Source organism: Paractinoplanes tereljensis (assembly GCF_016862435.1).
Taxonomy (GTDB): Bacteria; Actinomycetota; Actinomycetes; order Mycobacteriales; family Micromonosporaceae; genus Actinoplanes; species Actinoplanes tereljensis.
Genome location: NZ_BOMY01000023.1, coordinates 81,463 through 104,077, shown reverse-complemented (window position 1 = coordinate 104,077; position 22,615 = coordinate 81,463). Strand labels below are relative to the sequence as shown.

Genomic DNA, 22,615 nt, shown 5'->3' with positions numbered 1-22,615 from the left:
GATGACCGTACCGCTGTCGATCCTGGATCTGTCGGGGCTCGTTTCCGGCGGCACCGCCGGCGACGCCCTGCGCCGCACCCTCGACCTCGCCCGGCAGGCCGAACAGTTCGGCTACCACCGCTACTGGGTGGCCGAGCACCACCTCACCCCGGGGGTGGCCAGCTCGCAGCCGGCGCTGCTGCTCGGGCAGATCGCCGCGGTCACCGACCACATCCGGCTCGGGTCCGGCGCGGTGCAGACCGGCTTCCTCACCCCGCTCGGTGCGGTCGAGCAGTTCGGGTTGCTGGACGCGCTCTATCCGGGGCGGTTCGACCTGGGACTGGGCCGGTCGGCGCAGCGCCGCAAGTCGATCCTGGCCGAGCCGGCCGAGGTCGAGGTCCCCGAGGCGCGGGTGGTGGACGGGCTGGTCATTCCCAAGTCGTTCTCGTTCCAGCCGATCCTGCGGTCGTCCCGGTCGGCGCTGTTCGCCAAGCTGCTGACTCAGCCCAACGCCGAGCCGGCCGACCTGGCCAGCGCCCTGAGTGACATCCAGACCCTGCTCGCCGGGCCGTATACCGACGACGAAGGTAACGAAGCGCGGGCCGTGCCGGGGGAGGGGGCCGACCTCGAGATCTGGATCCTCGGCTCCAGCGGCGGGGAGAGCGCCCGGGTGGCCGGCTCGAAGGGGTTGCCGTTCGCGGCCAACTATCACGTGGCGCCGGCCCGGGTGCTGGAAGCGGTGTCGGCTTATCGGGAGGCGTTCCAACCGTCTTCGGTGTTGAGCGAACCGCGCGTGATGGTCTCGGCCGACGTGATCGTGGCCGAAGATGAGGAGACCGCCCGGCAACTTGCCGTTCCGTACCCGCTGTGGGTGCGCAGCGTGCGCACCGGGGCCGGGGCCATTCCCTACCCAAGTCCGGCGGAAGCCTCGAGCTTTGCGTGGACCGAGGAAGATCGACAGCTGGTCTCCGACCGGGTCGAGACCCAGTTCGTCGGGACGGCGGAGCACGTCGCCGAGCGGCTGGAGACGCTGCGCCGGGTCACCGGGGCGGACGAGCTGCTGGTCACCACGATGACCTACGACCACGCCGACCGGGTGCGCTCCTTCGAGCTGCTCGCCAAGCACTGGTACGGCTGAGATGGAGTGCCCGGCCGCCTCTTAAAAACGGCGGCCGGGCGCAGCTCAGGCTGGGTTGGTGATTACTACCTTGCCGCGGGCGTGGCCGTCCTCCACCCGGCGCAGGGCCTGGCGGGCCTCGGCCAGGGTGAAGACCTCGACCACCCGCGGGTTGAGCACGCCGTCGGCCACCCAGGTCGCCACCTGCTCCAGGACCGCGCGGGTGCGGGCCCGCTCGACCGGGGCGCCGCCCAGCCGGGCCACCGTCGCCCGGTCGGCCGCCGAGACCAGCTTGGTGCGGTCGTCGAGCAGCTCGGCCAACTCCTCCAGCTCGGGGCCGCCGATCAGGTCCAGGATCGCGTCGATGCCCTCCGGGGCGGCGGCCCGGACCCGGTCGGCGACGCCCTCGCCGTACTCGACCGGCACCGCCTCGAGCAGCTCGACGAAGTCCTTCTTGGCCGCGCTGGCCGTGCCGATCACGTTGATCTCGTGCAGCCGGGCGATCTGGGCGGCGCCCACCCCTACCCCGCCGCCCACCCCGATGATCAGCAGCGTCGAGCCGGGCGGCAGATCGAGCTGGACCAGCGCGTCGTGCGCGGTGGCGGCGGCGATCGGCAGCGTGGCCGCGTCCTCGAAGGACACCACGGACGGGCGGCGGGCGGTCAGCTGGGCCGGCAGCAGAGCGTATTCCGCGTAGCCGCCGGCCACGGTCTGGCCGAACACCTCGTCACCCGGGCGGAAGTCGGTGACGCCCGGGCCGACCTGCTCCACCACGCCGGCGGCCTCGCCGCCGAAGACGGCCGGCACGCTCGGTTCCGGCGCTCCCTGCGGGCGGTAGCCGGTGCGCTTCTTCCAGTCGACCGGGTTCACGCCGGCCGCCCGCACCTTGATCAGGACCTGGCCGGGGCCGGGCGAGGGCTTCGGGACGTCGAGGAACGACTCCACCTCGGGTCCGCCGAGCGCGGTGAATGCGTACGCCTGGGGCATGGTTTTCCTTTCAATTCCTCAGCAGCGGCAGCAGCGTTTCGCCCTGGCGCTCGATCTCGGTGAGGTATGGGGTGTCGGACAGAACGAAGTGGGTGATGCCGAGATCGGCGTAGCGGCGCAGCGAACGGGCCACGTCCTCGGCCGAGCCGACCAGCCAGGTGGTGCCGGCTCCGCCGCCGCCGTACTTTCCGGGTGCGGTGTAGAGGTTCTCGTCGAGTATCTCGCCGCGCTCGCTCAGATCCAGCAAACGCTGCTGACCTACCGACGGGTGCGGGTTGTGGTCGGCCTGCATCACCGCGACCCGGGCGCGGGCGTCGGCCCACGCCTGCTCGGTGGTGTCCCGCACGACGGTGGTGATCCGCAGGCCGAACTCCAGCGGGGCGTGCTCGCGGCCCAGCGAGGCGCTCAGCTTCTTGAGCCGCTCGATGCGTTCGTGCACGCCGTCGAGCGGCTCACCCCAGAACAGCTGCACGTCGGCCTCGGTCGCGGCCACCCGCTCGGCCGCCTCGGAGGCACCGCCGAAATAGAGACGGGGCTGCCGGACCAGCGGCCGCGGCACCACGGTCGAGTTGTCGACCCGGAAGTGCTCGCCGTGGAAGGTCACGTTCTCCTCGGTCCAAAGGCGACGGATCAAATACATGAATTCGCGGGTACGGCCATAGCGGTGCGCCTGGTCGCCCTCGTGATCGCCGTACGCCCCGAGGTTGTCCTTGCCCGACACGATGTTGACAAGCACCCGGCCGCCGCTGATGTGGTCGAGGGTGGCCGCCGCCGAGGCGAAGTTGGCCGGTCGCCAGTAACCCGGCCGGGTGGCGATCAGCGGCTGGAACGTGGTGGTGCGGGCGACCAGGGCGGTGGCCACGGTGAACGTGTCGGGGCGGCCCCAGCCGGTACCCAGGAGCGCGCCGCCCCAGCCGTACGTCTCGAGGGCCTTGGCCTGCGCGGTGAGCGTGTCCAGGCTGTTGTGATCGGCGGTGACCTCGTCGCCGCGATGGCCGGGCAGCACCTGGTTGGGGATGTACCACAGCAGTTCCATGGACTCCTCCTTTAAATCCCACCGAGCATATAGGTAAGGTATGTTTCATGGCTACCTTTGCGGCTCGGTACGGGGATCCCTCCGCTGTTACATCGGTCCTCAACGATGTGCTGCGGTTGCAGTTGGCGCATCGGTCGGTGCGCAAGTTCGGTCCGCAATCGGTCACCGACGAGGAGCTGACCGCGCTGATCGCGGCCGCTCAGTCCGCACCCACCTCGTCTAACCTGCAGCCGTGGAGCGTGATCGCGGTCCGCGATCCTTCGCGCAAGGCCCGGCTCGCCGAGCTGGCCGGAGCGCAGGCCTTCATCTCGCAGGCGCCGCTGTTCCTCGTCTGGGTCGCCGACCTCTCCCGGGCTGCCCGGCTGGCCGAGCGGGCCGAGGTGGCGGTGGACGCGGTCGACTACCTGGAGACGACCATCATCGGGTTCGTCGACACCGCGCTCGCCGCCCAGAACGCGGTGATCGCGGCGCATTCGCTCGGGCTCGGCTCGGTCTTCGTCGGCGCGATCCGCAACCAGCCTGCTGCGGTGGCCGCCGAGCTGGGGCTGCCGCCGCACACCGTGGCCACCTTCGGGCTCGCGGTCGGCACGCCCGATCCCGGCGAGAACGCCGGGATCAAACCCAGGCTGCCGCAGGGGGCGGTGCTCCATCATGAGACGTACGACGCGGCGGCGGCCGACGAACACATTCCGGCGTACGACGAGCGGCTCGCGTCCTACAACCGCCGCTTCGGGCTGGCGGGGGACTGGTCGGGCCGGGTGCTCGGGCGGCTGCGCGGGCCGTCGTCGATGGCCGGCCGGCACGTACTGCGGGAGACGTTGTCGCGCCTGGGCCTACCGTCACGGTGAGGCCGGGCTGCCAGCCTCAAGATCAACTTTGTGCTCGGGGGGCGGAGATAGTGGTGTCGGGGCTGTATGCGGCGAATCCGGCCGGCGATGAGTTACCAGGGCATCGCCCTGCAGGTCACCGCCGACACCTACCACGGCACGGCGGCCGAGCTGCTGGCCCAGCTCCAGAAGAACAACGAGGGCCTGCGCATTCGGGACGACGGCGGCTTCCACGTCACCAGCGACCCGGTCACCATCACCAACGAGACCGGCCAGCGGGGCGTCGCCGCGCACTTCGACGGCACCAACGCCAGTGGGCTGCTGGCCGCCTTCGTCTTCGGCGAGACCGGGGTGGAGATCGAGGTCGTCGGCCCGCAGGCGGTGTCGGCCAGCCTGCCCGCCGACGTCGCCGCCATGATCAAATCGGTACGCCCGATCGAGGTGAGCGGATCGTGACCGCTGACCCTTCCGCCCTTTCTGCTCGGGACGCGGCCATCCAGCGAACCGGCTGGGGTAACCCCGTTCACCTGTGGCAGCCGCGCAACGCCTGCTTCTGGGTCTACCTGCTCGGGATCGGTTACGGCCTCTGGGTGCTGTTCGGCCAGATCAACCAGGGGATCCGGCTGTAAGCCCCAGCCCTCGCCGCCAGCGCCATCATCTTCGCCCTCTACGGCATGCTGTTCTGGTGGTTCACCGTCCGCATCGACCGCTACGCCCGTCAGCCCCTCCAGCTGGTGATCGCGGCGTTCGCGTGGGGCGGCATCGCGGCCGCCTGGGCGATCGCCCTGGCCGGCAACACCGCGCTGCTCACCCTGTACGAGAAGCTGTTCGGCCAGTCCTTCCAGATGACCTGGGGTGCGGGCCTGGCGGCGCCGTTCTTCGAGGAGCTGGGCAAGGGCTCCGGCGTACTCCTGCTGCTGTTCCTGGCCCCGCGGGTGGTCCGGACCGCCTACGACGGCTTCATCCTCGGCGCGTTCGCCGGCCTCGGCTTCGAAATCATCGAGGACATCTCGTACGGGCTGAACTCGGCGTCCGAGCAGTTCGGCAGCGACCAGCTCGGAACCAGCCTGAGCACCGTCGGCCTGCGGCTGCTGACCGGCTTCTCCTCGCACATCCTGTACTCGGCGATCGCCGGCGCCGGCATCGTCTACCTCGTCGGCACGGTGGCCCAGCGCCGCCGTACCGGCTTCGGTGTCGCGCTGGTGCTGACCGCGATGGTGCTGCACGGGGCGTGGCACGCCAACGTCGGCCTCAGCGGCGGCCACGGCCCGGTGATCCTGCTGCTCATCATCGGCGAGATCGTGCTCGGCCTGGCCGTGGTGATCTGGCTGTTCCACCACACCGTCCAGCCGGAACGCGCGGCCATGCGGGCCGTGATGGCCCCCGAGGCCGACAGCGGTGTCATCACCGCCGAGGAGCTGGACGCGCTGTCCGGCGGCTGGAAGCAGCGCCGGGCGTACCGCAAGTCCGCACGCGGGCGGGCCCAACGCCGGGCCCGGCACCACCGCCTCGAAGCGGCCCACGACCTGGCCGACCAGATCGCCGCCTCAGCCGGCTCCGAGACCGACCGCGTGCGCTTCGCCCGCGACGAACTAGCCCGCCTCGCGCTCTGAGAGGATCAGGCAAGAGTCTGCGCGTATCGATCTAACGTTGGCCCTGGTCACGATGCTTTTGTTGAGTCATGACAATCGCTATCGTGACCGGGGCCAGCTCCGGTATCGGGCAAAGTGCCGCCATCGAGATCGCCTCCCGTGGAGCCGGGGTGATCCTCACCTATTCCGGCAACGAGGCCGGCGCGCGGGACACCGTCGCGACCATCGCTGGTTCCGGCGGGACGGCGGTCGCGTTGCCGCTGGATGTGGGGCTTACGTCGACCTTCCCGGCCTTCCGCGACGCAGTGGCGCTGGCGTTGCGCGAGACCTGGCAGCGGACCACCTTCGATCACCTGGTCAACAACGCCGGGTTCGGGCACATGGCGATGTTCGCCGACACCACCGAGGACGACTTCGACCGGCTCTCCCGGGTGCTGCTCAAGGGTCCGTACTTCCTGACCCAGACGCTGTTGCCGCTGCTCGCCGACGGCGGTGCCATCGTCAACGTGGCCAGCGGCTCGGCGTCCTGGTCCGGCCTGACCCCCGGCTACTCCGCCTACGGCACGATGAAGGCCGGCCTGGTCACCCTCAGCCGCTACCTGGCCAAGGAGCTCAGCCCGCGCGGCATCCGGGTCAACTCGATCTCGCCCGGCTCCACCCGCACCCGGATCGCCGGCGACGCCTTCGCCCGCTACCCCGAGGTGATCCCCGGCCTGGTAGCCAAAACCGCGCTGGGCCGCCTGGGCGAGCCGGAGGACGTCGGCGTGGCGATCGCAGCCCTGGTCGGCACCGACGGCCGCTGGATCACCGCCCAGGACATCGAGGTCTCCGGCGGGTTCAACCTAGGCTTCTGATCGTCTATTGGACTGACCTTTATTGACACAAATCCGACTGCCCCAAGGGTTTCGATCATATGTTCTAACCTGGCAAGATGGGGGCCAGGAGGTGACGGGGGATGGTCTTTCTCCTTGGTTTCGCAGTGCTTGTTTTGTCCTTCTGCGCGGTGTCGGTGTGGCCGCACATCGGCGCGGAGCCCGCGGCGGCACGCCCATGGCGCGCTGAGGTAAAACCACCACCAGACTCGCCAACGGCCAGCACGGAAGGCGTGCTGGCCGCACAGCTGGCGGCCGGCGACATCACCCACGAGCAGTACGCCGAGGTGATGGAGCAGTTGGCCGCCCGCGACGAGTTCCGAGACCCGTGGGTGGTGCCACCAGAGCGATAATTGATGACGCTACGGTCCGCAGGGCGGCGCGGCGCCCACCGTGCCGGTGGAGCCCGCCGCCGCGGCCTGGGCCTGCTGCTGCGGCGCCGGGCCTGCCGGCGCGCCTGTAGCCCGCCGCCGCGGCCGTCCGGCTGTCATGCGGCGTGGATTGCGACCTGCTGGCGGCGCCTCGTTGGGCGTTCGATCTGGTCGATGACGGCGCGAGCCAGATCGGCATAGGCCAGAGGCGAGCTCTGCTCTTCGGCCGTGTCGTCGCCCAGGCGGTAGGTGCCGGTGGGCGACGCCTCGGTGGAGAGGCCCGGCGGCGGGGCCAGCAGCAGCCAGTCGGCGTCGCTCTCCGCCAACCGCTGCAGCCCGGCCGCGTGGGCCAGGGCGAAGGGACGCAGCGCCACCGGAAACAGCGCCGGATCGTCCAGCACGCGCGGTCCGTCCGGGCGCGTGCGCAGTGTCGCGAACAGGCCGACCACGATCAGCCGCGCCGGCTTCGCGGCCAGCAGGGCGTCGGCCACCTGGGCATACCAGCCGGTGTCGAACCCGTCGAAGGACGCCGGCGGCGCGCTGAACGGCGTGACCGCGCTGACCACGGCCGCACAACCCGCCGCAGCGTCGGCCACGGACGCCGGGTCGCGCGCGTCACCGGCGACGACCGAGACGTTCGATGCGCCCAGGCCGGATTGGCGGGCCGGGTCGCGGGTGTCGCCTCGGACGCCCGAGGGACCCGGTGCAGTCGGTCTAGGGTGGTGGGCCGGGTCGTGGCTGTCGCCAGGGACGCCCGAGGGACCCGGTGCAGTCGGTCTAGGGTGGTGGGCCGGGTCGTGGCTGTCGCCAGGGACGCCCGAGGGATCCGGTGCGGTCAGTCCGGGGTGGTGGGCCGCGTCGTGGGTGTCGCCGGGGACGACCGCGACGTTCCGTGCGGTCAAGCCAGGGTGGCGGGTCGGGTCGCGCACTACGGCGACTACTCGGTGGCCGCGGGCGGTGGCCTCGGCGACGATGTGCCGGCCGGCGCGGCCGCCGGCGCCGAAGACGGCGATGGAGGTGGTCATGGCCGGGACGGTAACGTCGGGGGTGCCGGTCACTTCAACGAAACCGGGAGCCTACGTGGTGGACCGCATCGATCCCGCCTGCCCGTCGGCGGTGTTCCCGTTCCAGGTCGGCGGCAAGTGGACCGGCATGATCGTGGTGCTGCTGGTCGACGGCCCGCGCCGCTTCACCGACCTGCGCGACACCCTCGCCGGCGTCACCCCGAAGGTGCTGACCGAGACGCTGCGCGCCATGCAGCGCGACGGCCTGGTGCTCCGCCGCGAGTTCCCGGCGAACCCACCGCACGTCGAATACGAGCTCACCGCCCTGGGCGCCAGCCTGATGGAACTGATCGACGCGGCCCGTTCCTGGAGCGACCGCCACATGCCGGAGCTCCTGGCCGCCCGCCGCGCCAACGCCTAGCGGCTCGCGTTCAGCGCGGCCCTCGTCCCACCCAATGGCCGGTGCTCCCATATCCTGACCCGGAAATGCGACATGCCGCATATATCTCCCGCCGACAGCGCGACACACGGCGACGTTGTGGAGTTCCCGCATCCATACGACAGCAGATCCACAAGATCTGAGAGTTTCAGCCGCAGCCGCAGCCGCAGCCGCAGCCGCAGCCGCAGCCGCAGCCGCAGCCGCGCGTGATTCGCTCGGATCACCCGGCCGGGCGGCGGGATGATCGGAGCGGATTGCTCAGCGCTTGCGTAGGTGGGTGTCGATGGCCTCGATGATGCGGGGGCGCAGTTCGGACGCCTTGATCACGGCGTCCACCGAGCCGACCTGCACGGCGCGCTGGATCGAGTGGATGCGGTCGAACTCCGCGGCCACCTCGTTCAGCTTCTCCGCCCGTACCGAACCTCGCAGCTCGTCCAGCTCGGCGGACAACGCGCCCTTCTCGCGGCCGGAGGCCGCGCCCACCCGGGCCTCGGCCGCGCGGACCCGGGGGTCGGCGGCCGTGCGGGCGTTGATGTCGCCGGCGAAGACCGCGGCGGCCGCGGGGGCGCCGCCCAGCACCGAGGCGAACGAGCCCTCGATGGCCAGGACCGTCATGTTCGGGTTGAGGCGCTTGGAGAAGACCACGAACGCGCCGCCGTGGTAGCGGGAGATCACGCAGAAGACGATCGGGCCGTTGAAGTTGACGATGGCTCGGCCGATTTCCGCGCCGTACTCCAGCTGGATCTTTCGCATCGACTCGGGGGAGCCGTCGAAACCGGACAGGTTGGCCAGGACCACCAGGGGGCGGTTGTCGCTGGCCGCGTTGATCGCGCGGGCCGCCTTCTTCGACGAGCGGGGGAACAGCGTGCCGGCCGTGTAGGTGTCGGGGCCGTCGGTGGGTGGGAAACCGCGCCTGGGCACCGAACGCGACTCGATGCCGAGCAGGCAGACCGGCACGCCACCGAGGTGGACGTCCTGGACCACCGCGGTCTCGGCGTCGGCCATGCCGGCCCAGCGCTCCAGGACCGGGTGATCCTGGTCGGACACCGCGCGCATGACCGTACGGATGTCGAACGGCTTCTTGCGGTCGGGGTTGGCGGCCGAGGAGAAGATCTCGCCGACCGTGGTGAAGTCGCTGCCGTCGATCTGGTGCGGGAAGCTGGAGACGTCGCGGTCGACCGGGTCGGTGGTGACCGCGCGGCGCGGGCCGCTCTCGCCGGGGGCGATGTACGTGTGGTCGTAGTGCGACATCAGCACGTCGCGGGCCGCGGTCAGGTTCGGTGCCCAATATTGGGCCTGGCCGTTGGGGCCCATCACCCGGTCGTAACCGCCGATGCCGAAGTTGTCCTCGGCCGACACGCCGCCGGAGAAGTCCAGGGCCTGCTTGCCGGTCAGCACCATGGCCGAGTCGGGCGTCATGACCAGGATGCCCTTGGTGTGCATGAGCATGGTGGCTTCGGCGTTCCAGTACGGCTGGGCGCCGACGTTGATGCCCGCGACGACGATGTTGATCTCGCCGCCGGCCTGGGTGAACTCGACGATCCGCTTGAGCGCCTCGGCGACCCAGTCCATGTTCTCGGTGCCGGACTCCATCGAGATCCGGGCGCCGGAGGACAACGCGTACCACTCCAGCGGCACCCGCAGCTCGGTGGCCAGGTCGAGGGCGGCGATGACCCGGCGGCATTCGGGCTCGGACAGCGCGCCCAGCGACTTGGTCGGGTCGCCGAGCAGCACCACCCGGGTGACGCCCTCGGGATAGAGCGGGGTGGTCGTGGTGACCACGCCGGCGACCAGCGCCGCGGTGTTCTTGCCCTTCGGCCTCTCGACCGGCGTCAGCGCGGTGCCGACCAGGTCGTACTCGACAAAATCGCCAAGCAGACCCGTCAATTCGTACGGGTAAACGGTGTTGCGGGTTGCGGCTCTTAGGACCTTCTGCCGGTAGCCGTCGAGCGGCTCGACCGGGTCGGTGGACGGCTCGCCGATGGTCAGCGCGGTCTCGCCGGTCGCGTCCAGCGCGATGCGTACCGCGACCTTCTGCAAGCGGCCGTCCCGGTTCTGCCGGGCGATGAACAGGATCTCCTCGAGGCCGGCCCCGACCGCGGTCGGAGTGACCCGGCGGGCGATCGTCTCGATCTCGTCGCGGGTGACCGCGAACGGTGGCCACACGTAGACGACGATCCGGTTGGTGTTGAACCGCTTGTCGCTGGGCCGCTGCTGCTGCGCCCGGCGCAGCGAGTCGAGGCAGGTGGCGATGGTGTCCTCGGCGGTCGGCAGGGCGACCAGCCGGCCGTCGTGCTCGCGCAGCTCGGTCAGGTCGCGCACCTGGGCGAACGCCACCAGGCGGTCATCGGCCGGGTTTTCCCGGGCTACCGCCCGGAACAGGTAGATCTCCTCGTCCGAGGAGGGCACCCGGGTGAGGTCGAACTTGCGCAGGCGTTCCATCTGCATGCGCTGCGCGATGTACGGGTGCAGGCCCCGGATCAGCCGTTCCTCCATCATCCCGGTGGTGGCCGGGCGGAACGTGAAGTGGTTGTGCACGACGGCGCCGCCCCGGCCGGCGACCGCGACGGTGACCCGGCGGATCCGGTCGGGCAGCGGGTGCCGGCAGATGATCTCGTGCAGCTCGCCGGCCATCGCGTCGGAGGAGGTCGGCTGCCCCTCCCAGGACAGGTAGATGTCGGCGTCGATGGCCAGGTCGCCGCCGGCCAGGGTGGCCAGCCCGTCGAGCACGCTGCCGAGCTTGTCGAACTTCTCGGCGGCCGAGACCAGCTTCGCCCCGGCCTTCTCGGCGACCAGGAACGAGCAGCCGTCGGCGTCCACGGTGCTTACGCCGGTGAGGCCCTTGTTGCCGTAGTAGCGGCGGGTCAGCACCTCCAGCATCACCGAGTTGTCGAGGTTGTCGCGCATCAGGCGCTGCCCGAGGAGCCGCACGAGGGGTTCGGTGCTGCGCACCATCTCGGCGATGCGCTCGGCGCGGTCCGGCGACTGCGGGTTGGCGTCGAGGTAGCGCAGGTGCTGGCGGACGCCGGCATAGACGAGCGCCCGGTTGCGGCGCAGCAGCGGCTGCCCGAACCAGGCGAACACCACGCCGCGGGCCAGGTCGGCGACCGCCGGAAAGCGGACCTGGGTCGCCGCGACCAGGCGTTCCAGGGCGAGACCGGTGGGCTCGCGGAGCGTCTCGTCCGGCGGCGGCTCGCCCAGCCAGGACCGCAGCAGGGTCGCGATCAGGGTGGCGTCGGCGGCCGCCCGCTGCTGGGCCAGGAAGATGCGGAAGACGGCGGCCTCGAGCGCGGGCGTGCGCTCGACGTCGGTGACGCCGTAGTGGCCGAGCGACTTCTTCAGCTTGGCCTGGAACGACTCGGGCAGCCCGGCTCGTTCGACGTCGAGGCTCTGCAGGTAGGTGTGGAAGTACTCCCGCGCGCTGTGCACGTGGGTGTCCTTGCCGCCCTCCTCGCCGGCCGGCCGGTTGCGGCTGAGCTCGGCCAGGTCGGCGAAGACCTCGATCAGATCGACCTCGCCGGCGAGCGGCCGGCGGCCCTCCTCGGCGGCGGCGCGGCGGGCGGTCAGGTAGTCGGCCAGGACCCGGCGGTTGTCGTGCGGGTCGGCGTCGAAGCCGAGCAGCAGGCTGCGCAGGTCTTCCTGGCGCACCCGGACGGACACCTCGGTGCTTTCGGTGGGCAGGTCGATCTCAACCGCGCTGACGGTGGCTTCGGCCGCCGCCGACCCGTCGCCGATGGGTTCCAGGCGCAGCAGAGCCGCCCCGGATTCCACCTTGCTGCCGACGGTGACCAGCACTTCCTTGACGCGTGCCTTGAACGGCGACCGGAGCACGGCCTCCATCTTCATGGCTTCCAGCACCAGCACCGGCGCGCCCGCCTCGACCTCGGCGCCGGCCTGCAGCGGGGTGGCCACGACCAGGGCCGGCATCGGGGAGCGCAGCACGCCACCCTCGTCCCGGCTGATCCGGTGGGTGACGCCGTCGACCTCGACCAGGTGGATCACGCCGTGGCTGCCGGTGAGCAGCCGGTGCCGCTCGCCGTTGACGGTGATCCGGCCGGCGTGCTTGTCGTAGCGCTCCAGCTCGACGTCGGCGGTGCGCACGTCGTCGCCGGCCTCCACGCCGACCCGGAACCGGTGGGCGCCGACCCGGGCGACCCGCACCTTGTAGGTGGCGCCGCGCAGCTTCAGGTCGAGCGGGGTGCCGCTGTGGTGCTGCACCTGGGGGCGGCCGCCGAACGCGGTGGAGAGCAACCGCTGACGCTCGGCGATCTCCTCCTCCTCGTAAGCCTCGATGGCGGCGGCGGCCAGCGCGACCGCGCTGTGCCGGTGCGAGACCAGGCGCCCTTGCTCGCGGACCCGGTCGATCCAGCCGGTGTCGGCGCTGCCGTCGATCACCTCGGGCTGGTCGAGCAGGTCGAGCACGAAGCTCTTGTTGGTGACGCCGCCCTCGATGATCACGATGGTGTCGGCCATGGCCCGGCGCAGCCGGCCCAGCGCCTCGTCGCGGTCTTTGCCGTACGCGATGATCTTGGCGATCATCGAGTCGAAGTCACCGGGGATCGAGTCGCCCTCGCTGACCCCGGTGTCGACCCGGATGCCCGGGCCGGCCGGCAGGTCGAGGTAGGCGATGCGGCCGGGGGAGGGGGCGAAGTCGCGGTCCGGGTCTTCCGCGTTGAGCCGGGCCTCGATGGCGTGGCCGCGCTCGACCGGCGGGGTGCCCTCCAGCCGGCCGCCCGAGGCGACGTGCAGCTGGGCCTTGACCAGGTCGAAGCCGGTGGTCGACTCGGTGATCGGGTGCTCGACCTGCAGCCGGGTGTTGACCTCGAGGAACGCCAGCAAGTCGTCGCCGGGGTGGTAAAGGAACTCGACGGTGGCGGCACCGCGGTAGCCGACCGCGACGGCGAGCCGCTCGGCCGATTCCTTGAGCTCGGTGACCCGGGCCGGCGGCAGCACCGGCGACGCCGACTCCTCGATGACCTTCTGGTTGCGCCGCTGCACCGAGCAGTCGCGCACGCCGAGCGCCCACGCGGTGCCCTGGCCGTCCGCGATGACCTGCACCTCGACGTGCCGGGCGCCGGTGACCAGGCGCTCCAGGAACACGATGCCGCTGCCGAACGCGCGGGCGGCTTCCTGGCTGGTGCGCTCGTAGGCGTCTTCCAGGGCCGACGGGTCGCGCACCACCCGGATGCCGCGCCCGCCGCCACCGGCGGTGGCCTTGAGCATCAGCGGATAGCCGATGTTCGAGGCGGCGGTGAGGGCGGCCTCGAGGGTCTCCACCGGGCCGCGGCTCCACGGCGCGATCGGCACGCCGACCTCCTCGGCGATCAGCTTCGAGCCGATCTTGTCGCCGAGCTTGCGCATGGCTTCCGCGCTGGGGCCGATGAACGTGACGCCGACCCGCTCGCACAGCTCGGCGAAGGCCGGGTCCTCGGCCACGAAGCCCCAGCCGACCCAGGCCGCGTCGGCCCCGGAGTCGATGAGGGCGCGCTCGAGCGTCTTGAGGTCGAGGTAGGGCCGGGACGCGGCGGCGCCCAGGTCGTAGGTGAGGTCGGCCTCGCGCACGAAGGTGGCGGTGCGGTCGACATCGGTGAAGAAGGCGACGGTCTCGATCGGTGTCCCGGTCTCCGCGGCCAGCTCACGGACGGCGTGGATGAGCCGCATGGCGGCCTCACCACGATTGACGATGGCGATACGTCTGAACACCGGTTCGAGCCCCTGCCTCGCAAGAATCTTTGCCAGGAGCCTAACCGCCCACCGCCGCCGAACTTGAATCCCGATCGGTACGTACCGGTAACTTATGCCCGCGAGGTCTTTCCCAAACGGACGGCGCCGACGATGATGCGCTGATGCCGCATGAGGATTCCTCGCATACGTCCGCCGCTCGGCGCGTCACGTGGATCGGCGCCGGTTACGCCGCGCAGGGATTTGGTTACGCAGCGGTGGTTACGGCGCTACCGACCTTCAAGGACCGCCAGGGTATCGACGACGGGTTCGTATCGATCATCCTGCTGCTGGTCTGCGTGGCCGCGGCCGGCGGCTCGGTCATCGCCGACAAGGTGGCGGCCCGCTGGGGGAGCCGCTTCGCGCTGAGCGGCGGCCTGCTGGCGGTAGCACTGGGCCTGGGACTGACCACGTTCCACACCCCGACCGCGCTGTTCACCGCGATCCTCATCGCGTACGGCATCGGACTCGGCGCCGTCGACGCCAGCCTGAGCATGCAGGGTGTTCTGGTCCAGGCCCGGATCGGCCGCAGCGTGATGAGCCGGCTGTTCGCCGCCTATACGGCGGCCGCGATTCTCGCGGCCCTGCTGATGTCCGGCTTCGCCGCCTCCGGCGGAGGCGCCGCCCTGGCGGTCGGTGCCGCCGCGTTGGTCGCCGCGCTGGTGGTGGCCGGAGGATTCAATTCCTTCGAACCCGGGCGTACGGCGATGCCAGAGTTGGTCGGCGACAAACGCCATGACGGTACGCGGCACGTGGTCTGGGTGTGCGGCGCGTTCATCTTCACGGCGTTCCTGGCCGACTCGGCGGTGAGCACGTGGAGCTCGGTCTACCTGGACGACTCCCTGAAGGCAACGGCCGCCGTGGTCCCGCTGGGTTACGCCGCCTACCAGGCCGCGGTCCTGCTGGCCCGGCTGGCCGGCGACCACGTGGTGCCCCGCATCGGCCGCATCCCCGCGGCCACGGGTTGCCTGCTGATCTGCGCGGTCGGCTGCGCCGCGGTGGTGGCCCTGCCGTCGATCCCCGCGGCCATCGCCGGTTTCGCCCTGACCGGCATCGGCGTAGGCGTCCTGGTCCCGCTGGCCTTCAGCGCGGCCGGCGAGGCCGCCCCCGGCCACAGCGACGAGGTAATCGCCCGGGTGAACCTGTTCAACTACGGCGGCGCGTTGGTAGGAGCGGTCCTGCTGGGCGCCTTGTCCGAGCCGATCGGCCTGCGCATAGCCTTCCTGATCCCGGTCCTAGGCCTACTGGCGACGATCCCGGTGGTGCGCTCCCTGCGCCGCCTGACCACACCCCCAACCCCAGCCCCCGCCCCCCTCTGACCACCCCCACTCGTCCTTGCACGGCCGGGCGTTCGGGCTCCCTGTGGCCTGGCGCTGAGTGCTGCTCGCGTCGGTCGGCCGCGCGCGGCCGCCGGTTGTGGCCTGGCGCAGAGTGATGTTGCCGCTGGGCGCCCGCGCCCGCCAGGCCCGTCGTGTCCGCGCGGTCTGCCGCAAGAGTGCGGATCTGCTGTCAGGAGCTAACAGCAGATCCGCAAGATCGGCCGCGGCGGCACGGGCATGCCCAACGAGGCATGGCTGGCAGGTGATTTTCGGATAAGTCGGGCTGCGCCCGCTGATGCCGCGGCGCGGACGGGCGCGGGCGGGGAGTGGCGCCGGACTGTCGAAATCCGGGCCGGAGCTGGAACGCGGGCTGGAGCTGGGCGGGGCGGGTGGGAACTCCGCGTAGGTAGGGCTCCGGGCAACGGGGGCCGGGTGGGCCTGTCGCCTGCGGCGGCTGAGGCTTGGGGAGGGTGGGGTGCGGCCGCCCCTTGGGTGGAAGGGGCGGCCGCCTCATGCGGTGTTAGAGGGAGAGGGACCAGCTGTCGATCTTGCCGATGTCGGCGCTGGCGGCGTCCTGGACTCGCAGGGTCCAGGTGCCGTTCGGGGGCTCGGTGGAGAGGTTGACCGCGTAGGTCTGGTTGATGTTGTCGGTGCTTCCGCCTGCCCGGTTGTGCAGCACGTAGGCCGTGCCGTCCGGGGCCAGGAGGGTAACCACCAGGTCGCCGATGTAGGTGTGGACGATGTGCACCTCAACCGCGCTGGTTGTCGACGGGGTCACCGTCGGGCAGTCGGACAGGGTCAGGGTGCTGGTCACCGTGGTGTTGTCGGGGATGGCCACGTCCGTGTCGTTCGTGGCGGTGCAACCCGCCGCGCTGTTCACGCTTACCGTCAGGGCCGCCGCTCGGGTTACCGACTCGGCGGTGGCGACGATGGTGATCGGGGCGCTGGAGCGGGACGTACCCTCGGCCGCCGTCACCGTAATCGTGGTCGGCTCGCCGGCCGTCACCACCGGCGGGTCGAACGACAGCGTCACGCCGGCCGGGGTTGCGCCGGTCGAGAAGGTGATCGCCTCGGGGTCGCCGTTGATCGCCGTGGTGGTCACCGCGATCGTGCCGGACGTGCCCGGGTCCAGGGCCAGCGACGCCGAGCTCAGGGCGAGCGTGAAGTCGTTGCCGGCCGAGCAGAAGTCGTCGCCGGCCACGTTCACCGCGGTCCACGACGCCTGCACTGCCTTGTACTCGGTGCCGCAGAAGCCGTACAGATCGGTGGCTGCCGACAGGGTGTAGGCACGGGCCTGTGCGTAGGTCGTACTGGAAATGAAGTAGTTGTCCAAGGCCCGGAACCAGATCGCCGCGGCCTTGTCGCGGCCGATGCCGGTCACCGGAGCGGCCGAGCCGCACAGCGGCGAGGTGCCGTACGCGGTGGCGCCGGAACCCTCGGCCAGGTCGAAGAAGAAGTGGTTGGCCACGCCGGACGAATAGTGCACGTCGACGTTCTTGGTGGTGGTCGACCAGCAACCGTGCGAGGAGCCGTCGAGGGTCGGGTTGTACATGTAGCGCAGCGGGGCGCCGGTACCCCGGATGTCGATCTTCTCGCCGATGTCGTAGTCACCCGGGTCGGTGGTGCTGTTCGCGTAGAACTCGACCATGCTGCCGAAGATGTCGCTCGTGGCCTCGTTCAGGCCGCCCGGCTCGCCGGCGTAGGTCAGGCCGCCCGGCACCACGTTCTCGGTGACGCCGTGCGACATCTCGTGGCCGGCCACGTCCAGCGCGACCAGGGGCTTCGCGTTGCCGGAGCCGTCGCCGTAGGTCATCTGCGCGCCGTCCCAGAACGCGTTGACGTAGGCGCTGCCGTAGTGGACCCGCGACGGTACGCCGGTGCCGTTGCCGAAGATGCCGTTGCGGCCGTGCACGTTCGTGAAGTAGTCGAACGTGGTGGCCGCGCCGAAGTGGGCGTCAATGGCGGCGGAGGCCCGGTCGGCGTTGGTGCCGGTGCCCCAGGTGTTGTCGTCGTCGGTGAAGACCGCGCAGGTTCCGCTGGTGCGGTTGCCCATGTCGCAGGTGTAGCCGCCGCCGCGCACCGGGTCGGTGAGGCTGAAGTTGGTGGCGCCGGCCGTCGTGTCGACGGCGACCGGTCCGGAGTAGATGCTGTTGCCGGTGCCGGTCACGCTTTCGATCTCGTCGAACGAGCCGACCGTAGCGCCGGAAACCGCGTCGACGATGACGTGCAGGCGGGACGGGGTCTGTCCGTCCGGCAGCCAGCCCTTCACCACGGTTTCCCAGGCCAGTTTGCCGGTGCCGCTGCTCGCGTCGACGAACAGTTCGGGCTTTCCGGTTTCCAGGGCCGTGCCGATGAAGGCTTTTCCGGCGGCCGAGCGGGCGGCCGTGGCGGTCACCGACGGCTTGGTGGTGAGGGCCAGCGGCGCCTTGAGGCCGACCGACGTTCCGGTCACCTTGCCGTTCTTGAGGCGGACGATCAGGTCGCCGCCGTAAACGCGGAGCCCGTCGTACGTGCGGGTATAACGGACGGCTTCACCGTTGCGGCTGTACACCTGGTAGGCGTCCTTGGCCGATCCCTTGACGGCCGCGGTACCGGCCTCGGCGATCGGACTGGGCGTGACCGGGGCGGCCGACGCGCGGTCCGCGGTCGTCGTCACCCCTCCAGCAGCCAGCGCGATGGTGGCGGCCAGCGCGATTGCGGTTCTCAACAGCTTCCTCCCACGAATCAGGAAACACATCAATTGATGTAGATCCTTCTATGTGGAGACAGTTGTCGATGTAACAGTCTTGTTTACATATTCTCAGAGCGGCTCTACACCGAACGCCACGTCGAGCCGGTACCGGTTGCCGGGGTAGCGGGACTCGCTCAGCTCCAAGGGCACATCCCGGTCGTCGAGGATCAGCCGTTCCTCGACCAGAAGGGCCGAGCCCTCCGGCACGAGCAGTTCGCGGGCGTCCTCGGCGGTGGCCTGCTGTGCGGTCAGGGTGGCGGTCCCGCGTGTGGGCACCCGCCCGAGCTCGGCCAGCGCCTCGTGCACGGAACCGGCTAGATCCGCCTTCAGCAGGGCGGACATCGTTCCTGGGTACAGCGCTCGTTCGTACGCGATCGGCTCGGAATCGGCCAGACGCACCCGATGGATGGCCACCACGTCGCCGCGCCGCAGGCGCAGGCGAGTCGCCTCCTGTTTCGTCGGCGGGCGCAGATGCGCGAGAACCACCCGGGACGACGGCCGGCGGCCCTGCTTGCGGATCTCCTCGCTGAGCCGGACCAGGTTGTCGGCCCGGCGCGGGCCGGTCGGCATCGCCACGAACGTGCCCCGGCCGGGCGCCCGGTAGACCAGGCCGTCGTTGACCAGCTGGGTGACCGCGGCGCGGGCGGTCATCCGGCTGACGCCGTGCTCGCGGGCCAGTTCGGGCTCGGAGGGCAGCGGGTCGTGCGGACGGGACCGGGCGATCCGGGCTCGCAGCGCCTGCTCGATGCGGAAGTAGTGCGGCTCGGGCATGGATCACACCCTAACCTGTCTAGACAGTTGCCTGTATAGACAGCTACCGTGCGGTCCCATGGACTTCACCGTGGCGCAGATCGCAAAGATGATCGATCACTCCATCCTCCGGCCGGAGTTCACCGCCGAAGACGTCCGCAAGGGCTGCGCGATCGCCGCGAAGTACGAGGTCGCGTCGGTCTGCGTGCGGCCGTGCGACGTGCCGCTCGCGGTGCAGTTGCTGCGCGCCAGCAGCGTCGAGGTCGGCACGGTGATCGGCTTCCCGCACGGTGACACCCACACCGCGATCAAGGTGGCCGAGACCGAGCTGGCCATCTACCAGGGCGCCACCGAGATCGACATGGTGCTCAACGTCGGCTGGCTGCGCTCCGGGCACATCGACGCGGTGGAGCGGGAGATCGTCGCGGTGATCGAGGCGGCGAAGGGCGCGCCGGTCAAGGTGATCCTGGAGAACGCCTACCTGACCAACGAGCAGAAGCTGGCCGCCTGCTGGGCCGCCGAGCGGGCCGGCGCGGCGTTCGTGAAGTCGTCGACCGGCTTCGCGCCGACCGGCGCGACCATCGACGACCTCGCGCTGATGCGGTCGGCGGTGTCGGCCAAGGTGCGGGTCAAGGCGTCCGGCGGGGTGCGCTCGCTGGACCAGCTGGTGGCGATGGCGGCGGTCGGCGTCACCCGGTTCGGCTCGTCCGCGACCGAGGCGATCCTGGAGGATCTTGCCCGCCGGACCCGGATCGAGCTCGCCCACCTCAGGGCCGCCTAGCGGGACAGGCCCGGCCCGCCGCGTTCCCCGGCGCCGCTGCCTGGAAAAATCCGGCGTATGAGCGAAGTGGGAGATCGGCTGCGCCGGGTCGGGGTGGCTGAAGTGTTCGATGACGCGACAAACCGGGCAATGTACGCGTCTGACGCTTCTCTCTATCGCGTGGTCCCGCAAGCCGTGGTCCGCCCGCGCGCCGAGGACGAGGTCCTCACGGTTTTGAGCGTGTGCCGTGACCTGGGCGTTCCGCTCACCGCGCGGGGCGCCGGCACCTCGGTGGCCGGCAACGCCATCGGTCCCGGCGTGATCCTCGACTTCAGCCGGCACATGAACAAGATCCTCGACGTGGACGCCGCCGCCCGCACCGCCACGGTCCAGGCCGGCACCGTGCAGTCGGTGCTGCAGGCCGCCGCGAAACCGCACGGCCTGCGGTTCGGCCCCGACCCGTCCACGCACACCCGCTGCACCATCGGCGGCATGATCGGCAACAACTCCTGCGGTGCCCGCACCCTCGGCTACGGCCGCACCTCGGACAACGTGGTCGGCCTGCGCGCGCTGACGATCGACGGCCGGTCGCTGTTCGACGACGCGCCCCAGCCCGCCGCGCTGCAGACGCTGATCGGCGCCAATCTGGCCGTGGCCCGCACCGAGTTCGGCACCTTCGGCCGGCAGGTCTCCGGTTACGCCGTCGAGCACCTGCTCCCCGAGCACGGCTTCAACCTCACCGAGTTCCTGGTCGGCAGCGAAGGCACCCTCGCGGTGGTCACCGAAGCCACCGTCAAGCTGGTGGCGGATCCGACCTATCGGGTGCTGGTAGTGCTCGGCTACCCCGACTTCGGCACCGCCGGCGACATCATCCCGGCGATCCTTGAGTTCAAGCCGACCGCCTGCGAGGGCATCGACTCGCGCATCTGCGACGTGGTCCGCTCGCGGCGTGGCCCGGATGCCGTGCCACCCCTGCCGGGCGGCACCGCGTGGCTCATGGTGGAGATCGCCGGCGACGACCTCGGCGAGGTGCGCGACCGGGTCGCCGGGCTGGTCAAGGCGTCTGAGGCGGTCGACTCGCTGGTGGTCGAGGACCCGGTCGCGGCCGCCCCGCTATGGCGCATCCGGGAGGACGGCGCGGGCCTGGCCGGCCGCGCGCCCTCCGGCAAGCCGGCCCACGCCGGCTGGGAGGACTCGGCGGTGCCACCGGCGAAGATCGGCGCCTACCTGCGGGACTTCGACGCGCTCTGCGACCAGCACGGCCTCAGCAACATGCCGTACGGGCATCTCGGCGACGGCTGCGTCCACGTACGCCTGGATTTCCCGTTGGCCTCTTCCGGCGGCCCAGCCAAGTTCCGGGCGTTCCTGGAGGACGCCGCCGACCTGGTCGTCAGCTACGGCGGTTCGCTCTCCGGGGAGCACGGCGATGGCCGAGCACGCAGCGAATTGCTGGCCCGGATGTACTCGCCGGCCGCGATGACCCTGTTCGGCCAGATCAAGCAGATCTTCGACCCGAACAACCTGCTGAACCCCGGCAACCTGGTCGACCCCGATCCGGTCGACGCCAACATCCGGGTGGCCCAGGCCCGTCCGGTCCGTACCAAACTCGCGCTGGCCTACCACTCCGATCACGGCGACTTCAACCAGGCCGTGCACCGCTGCACCGGCGTCGGCAAGTGCCGCGCCGACACCACGGTCCTCGGCGGCGTGATGTGCCCGTCCTACCTGGCGACCCGCGACGAGAAGGACTCAACTAGAGGTCGCGCCCGAGTGTTGCAGGAAATGCTCGACGGAGATCTAGCACCTTCCTGGCGCAGTTCTACAGTTCACGAGGCCCTAGATCTATGTCTCTCCTGCAAGGGTTGTGCATCGGACTGCCCGACCGGCATCGACATGGCCGCCTACAAGTCAGAAGTCCTGCACCAGAGTTATAAGCGCCGCCTGCGCCCGCGCTCGCACTATTCGCTCGGCTGGCTGCCTCGCTGGTCCCGGCTGGCTGCCCACATGCCGCGCCTGGCCAACCGGATGACCACGCTCCCGGGCATCCGCGGCCTGGCCCTGCGCCTGGCCGGCGTCGATTCCCGCCGTTCCATCCCCGCTTTCGCCCCGCAGACGTTCCGCCAGTGGTTCGCTTCACAAAAGCGCCCGGATGGAAAACCGGTCCTGCTGTTCATCGACAGCTTCACCGACCACTTCTCACCCGAGGTCGGCAAGGCCGCGGTCGAGGTGCTGACCGCCGCCGGTTATGCCCCATCGATCACGACGAAGGAGGCGTGCTGCGGCCTGACCTGGATCTCCACCGGCCAGCTCGACGCCGCCCGCCGCATCCTCGGCAAAACCGCCGACCAGCTGGCCGCCGCGGTAGACCAGGGCATGCCGGTGGTAGGCCTGGAGCCATCCTGCACCGGAGTCCTCCGCAGCGACATCAACGAGCTGCTGGACAACGACACAGCCCGCAAGGTGAGCGCCGCAACGGTAACGGTCGCCGAGTTGCTGGCCCGAACCCCGGATTACGCCCCGCCGTCCCTGGAGGGCGTCCGGGTGATCGCCCAGCCGCACTGCCACCACCACGCCGTGATGGGCTGGGAGGCGGACGCCAAGCTGCTGAAAACGGCCGGCGCCACGGTGAAACGCCTGGGCGGTTGCTGCGGCCTGGCCGGCAACTTCGGCGTGGAGCAGGGCCACTACGAGGTGTCGGTAAAGGTAGCCGAACAGCAGTTGCTGCCGGCCTTGGACAAGGCCGAACCAGGCGACATCCTCCTGGCCGACGGTTTCTCCTGCCGAACCCAGGCGGCCGATCTGGCCGACACCCCCGGCGTCCACTTGGTGCAACTCCTGGCCGAAGCCCAAAAACCAAAGCCCTAGAAAGATACGGGCGCCACCGCCCGCCAAATCCACCCCGCCCGCCGAGGCGGCCAGGCCGTAGCAATAAAGGCCGTCCCGACCCCCGGCCGGGCGGCCCCCACCCGAATATAGATAGCGTCGTGTGTCAGTAAGGTGACAGTTCCTTATTGAGCGATACGAGGGTCGGTGTCGTTGGTAACTGGCGATGGACCATCTGTCGCTTGGGGTGTCTCATGAGTTCCGGTCCGCCTGGTCAGGGGCGTCGA

The 22,615-nt window shown here is 70.4% G+C and carries 16 protein-coding genes; 10 read left to right on the top strand and 6 right to left on the bottom strand.

Features of this window, described 5'->3' with window-relative positions; all coding sequences use genetic code 11:
- The first annotated feature begins 1 nt into the window (after position 1).
- A complete protein-coding gene (locus Ate02nite_RS18280; RefSeq protein WP_203807042.1) occupies positions 2 to 1,117 on the top strand; it encodes an LLM class flavin-dependent oxidoreductase in 1,116 nt (371 codons plus the stop codon).
- Between the two features lie 45 nt (positions 1,118 to 1,162).
- On the opposite strand, the gene Ate02nite_RS18275 is transcribed toward Ate02nite_RS18280, so the two are convergent.
- Positions 1,163 to 2,083, bottom strand: a complete 921-nt coding sequence (locus Ate02nite_RS18275) for an NADP-dependent oxidoreductase (protein ID WP_203807040.1) — start codon at positions 2,081 to 2,083, stop codon at positions 1,163 to 1,165.
- A gap of 10 nt (positions 2,084 to 2,093) precedes the next feature.
- Positions 2,094 to 3,119: an LLM class flavin-dependent oxidoreductase gene (locus Ate02nite_RS18270; RefSeq protein ID WP_203807038.1), complete on the bottom strand. Its 1,026-nt coding sequence runs from the start codon at positions 3,117 to 3,119 to the stop codon at positions 2,094 to 2,096.
- A gap of 47 nt (positions 3,120 to 3,166) precedes the next feature.
- Here Ate02nite_RS18270 and Ate02nite_RS18265 point away from each other — a divergent pair, with 47 nt between their 5' ends.
- The 5 genes from Ate02nite_RS18265 (at position 3,167) to Ate02nite_RS18250 (ending at position 6,392) form a co-directional block, all read left to right on the top strand.
- The gene (locus tag Ate02nite_RS18265; protein WP_203807036.1) at positions 3,167 to 3,967 is read left to right on the top strand and encodes an NADPH-dependent oxidoreductase; all 801 of its coding nucleotides are present in this window, start codon (positions 3,167 to 3,169) and stop codon (positions 3,965 to 3,967) included.
- A 66-nt stretch (positions 3,968 to 4,033) separates the two neighbouring features.
- On the top strand, positions 4,034 to 4,402 hold the full coding sequence (locus Ate02nite_RS18260; protein ID WP_203807094.1) for a hypothetical protein: 369 nt from the start codon (positions 4,034 to 4,036) through the stop codon (positions 4,400 to 4,402).
- The gene (locus tag Ate02nite_RS48815; protein ID WP_239147504.1) at positions 4,399 to 4,575 is read left to right on the top strand and encodes a hypothetical protein; all 177 of its coding nucleotides are present in this window, start codon (positions 4,399 to 4,401) and stop codon (positions 4,573 to 4,575) included. Before Ate02nite_RS18260 ends, Ate02nite_RS48815 begins: the two co-directional genes overlap by 4 nt.
- Before the next feature lie 45 nt (positions 4,576 to 4,620).
- Complete coding sequence (locus tag Ate02nite_RS18255) at positions 4,621 to 5,559, top strand: PrsW family intramembrane metalloprotease (protein ID WP_239147503.1); 939 nt, start codon at positions 4,621 to 4,623, stop codon at positions 5,557 to 5,559.
- Between the two features lie 68 nt (positions 5,560 to 5,627).
- Positions 5,628 to 6,392, top strand: a complete 765-nt coding sequence (locus Ate02nite_RS18250) for an SDR family NAD(P)-dependent oxidoreductase (protein ID WP_203807034.1) — start codon at positions 5,628 to 5,630, stop codon at positions 6,390 to 6,392.
- A 505-nt stretch (positions 6,393 to 6,897) separates the two neighbouring features.
- Here the strand turns inward: Ate02nite_RS18250 and Ate02nite_RS18245 are convergent.
- Positions 6,898 to 7,806, bottom strand: coding sequence for an NAD(P)-dependent oxidoreductase (locus tag Ate02nite_RS18245; protein WP_203807032.1), 909 nt, complete (start codon positions 7,804 to 7,806; stop codon positions 6,898 to 6,900).
- A 55-nt stretch (positions 7,807 to 7,861) separates the two neighbouring features.
- Between Ate02nite_RS18245 and Ate02nite_RS18240 the strand changes: the two genes are divergently transcribed.
- Positions 7,862 to 8,206 (top strand): winged helix-turn-helix transcriptional regulator, encoded by a 345-nt coding sequence (locus Ate02nite_RS18240; protein WP_239147502.1) that lies wholly within the window; start codon positions 7,862 to 7,864, stop codon positions 8,204 to 8,206.
- A gap of 276 nt (positions 8,207 to 8,482) precedes the next feature.
- Here Ate02nite_RS18240 and Ate02nite_RS18235 read toward each other — a convergent pair whose 3' ends face one another.
- A complete protein-coding gene (locus tag Ate02nite_RS18235) occupies positions 8,483 to 13,885 on the bottom strand; it encodes an ATP-binding protein (protein ID WP_438871220.1) in 5,403 nt (1,800 codons plus the stop codon).
- Between the two features lie 185 nt (positions 13,886 to 14,070).
- On the opposite strand from Ate02nite_RS18235, the gene Ate02nite_RS18230 reads away from it, so the two are divergent.
- Complete coding sequence (locus Ate02nite_RS18230) at positions 14,071 to 15,264, top strand: MFS transporter (RefSeq protein WP_203807026.1); 1,194 nt, start codon at positions 14,071 to 14,073, stop codon at positions 15,262 to 15,264.
- Between the two features lie 520 nt (positions 15,265 to 15,784).
- Here the strand turns inward: Ate02nite_RS18230 and Ate02nite_RS18225 are convergent.
- Positions 15,785 to 17,971, bottom strand: coding sequence for a M4 family metallopeptidase (locus Ate02nite_RS18225; protein ID WP_239147501.1), 2,187 nt, complete (start codon positions 17,969 to 17,971; stop codon positions 15,785 to 15,787).
- A gap of 93 nt (positions 17,972 to 18,064) precedes the next feature.
- On the bottom strand, positions 18,065 to 18,766 hold the full coding sequence (locus Ate02nite_RS18220) for a GntR family transcriptional regulator (RefSeq protein ID WP_203807021.1): 702 nt from the start codon (positions 18,764 to 18,766) through the stop codon (positions 18,065 to 18,067).
- 58 nt (positions 18,767 to 18,824) lie between these two features.
- Here Ate02nite_RS18220 and deoC point away from each other — a divergent pair, with 58 nt between their 5' ends.
- On the top strand, positions 18,825 to 19,526 hold the full coding sequence (gene deoC, locus Ate02nite_RS18215) for a deoxyribose-phosphate aldolase (protein WP_203807019.1): 702 nt from the start codon (positions 18,825 to 18,827) through the stop codon (positions 19,524 to 19,526).
- A 57-nt stretch (positions 19,527 to 19,583) separates the two neighbouring features.
- Positions 19,584 to 22,370 carry an FAD-binding and (Fe-S)-binding domain-containing protein gene (locus Ate02nite_RS18210; RefSeq protein ID WP_203807017.1) on the top strand — a complete coding sequence of 929 codons (2,787 nt, stop codon included), beginning with the start codon at positions 19,584 to 19,586 and terminating at the stop codon, positions 22,368 to 22,370.
- The last annotated feature ends 245 nt before the right edge of the window (positions 22,371 to 22,615 follow it).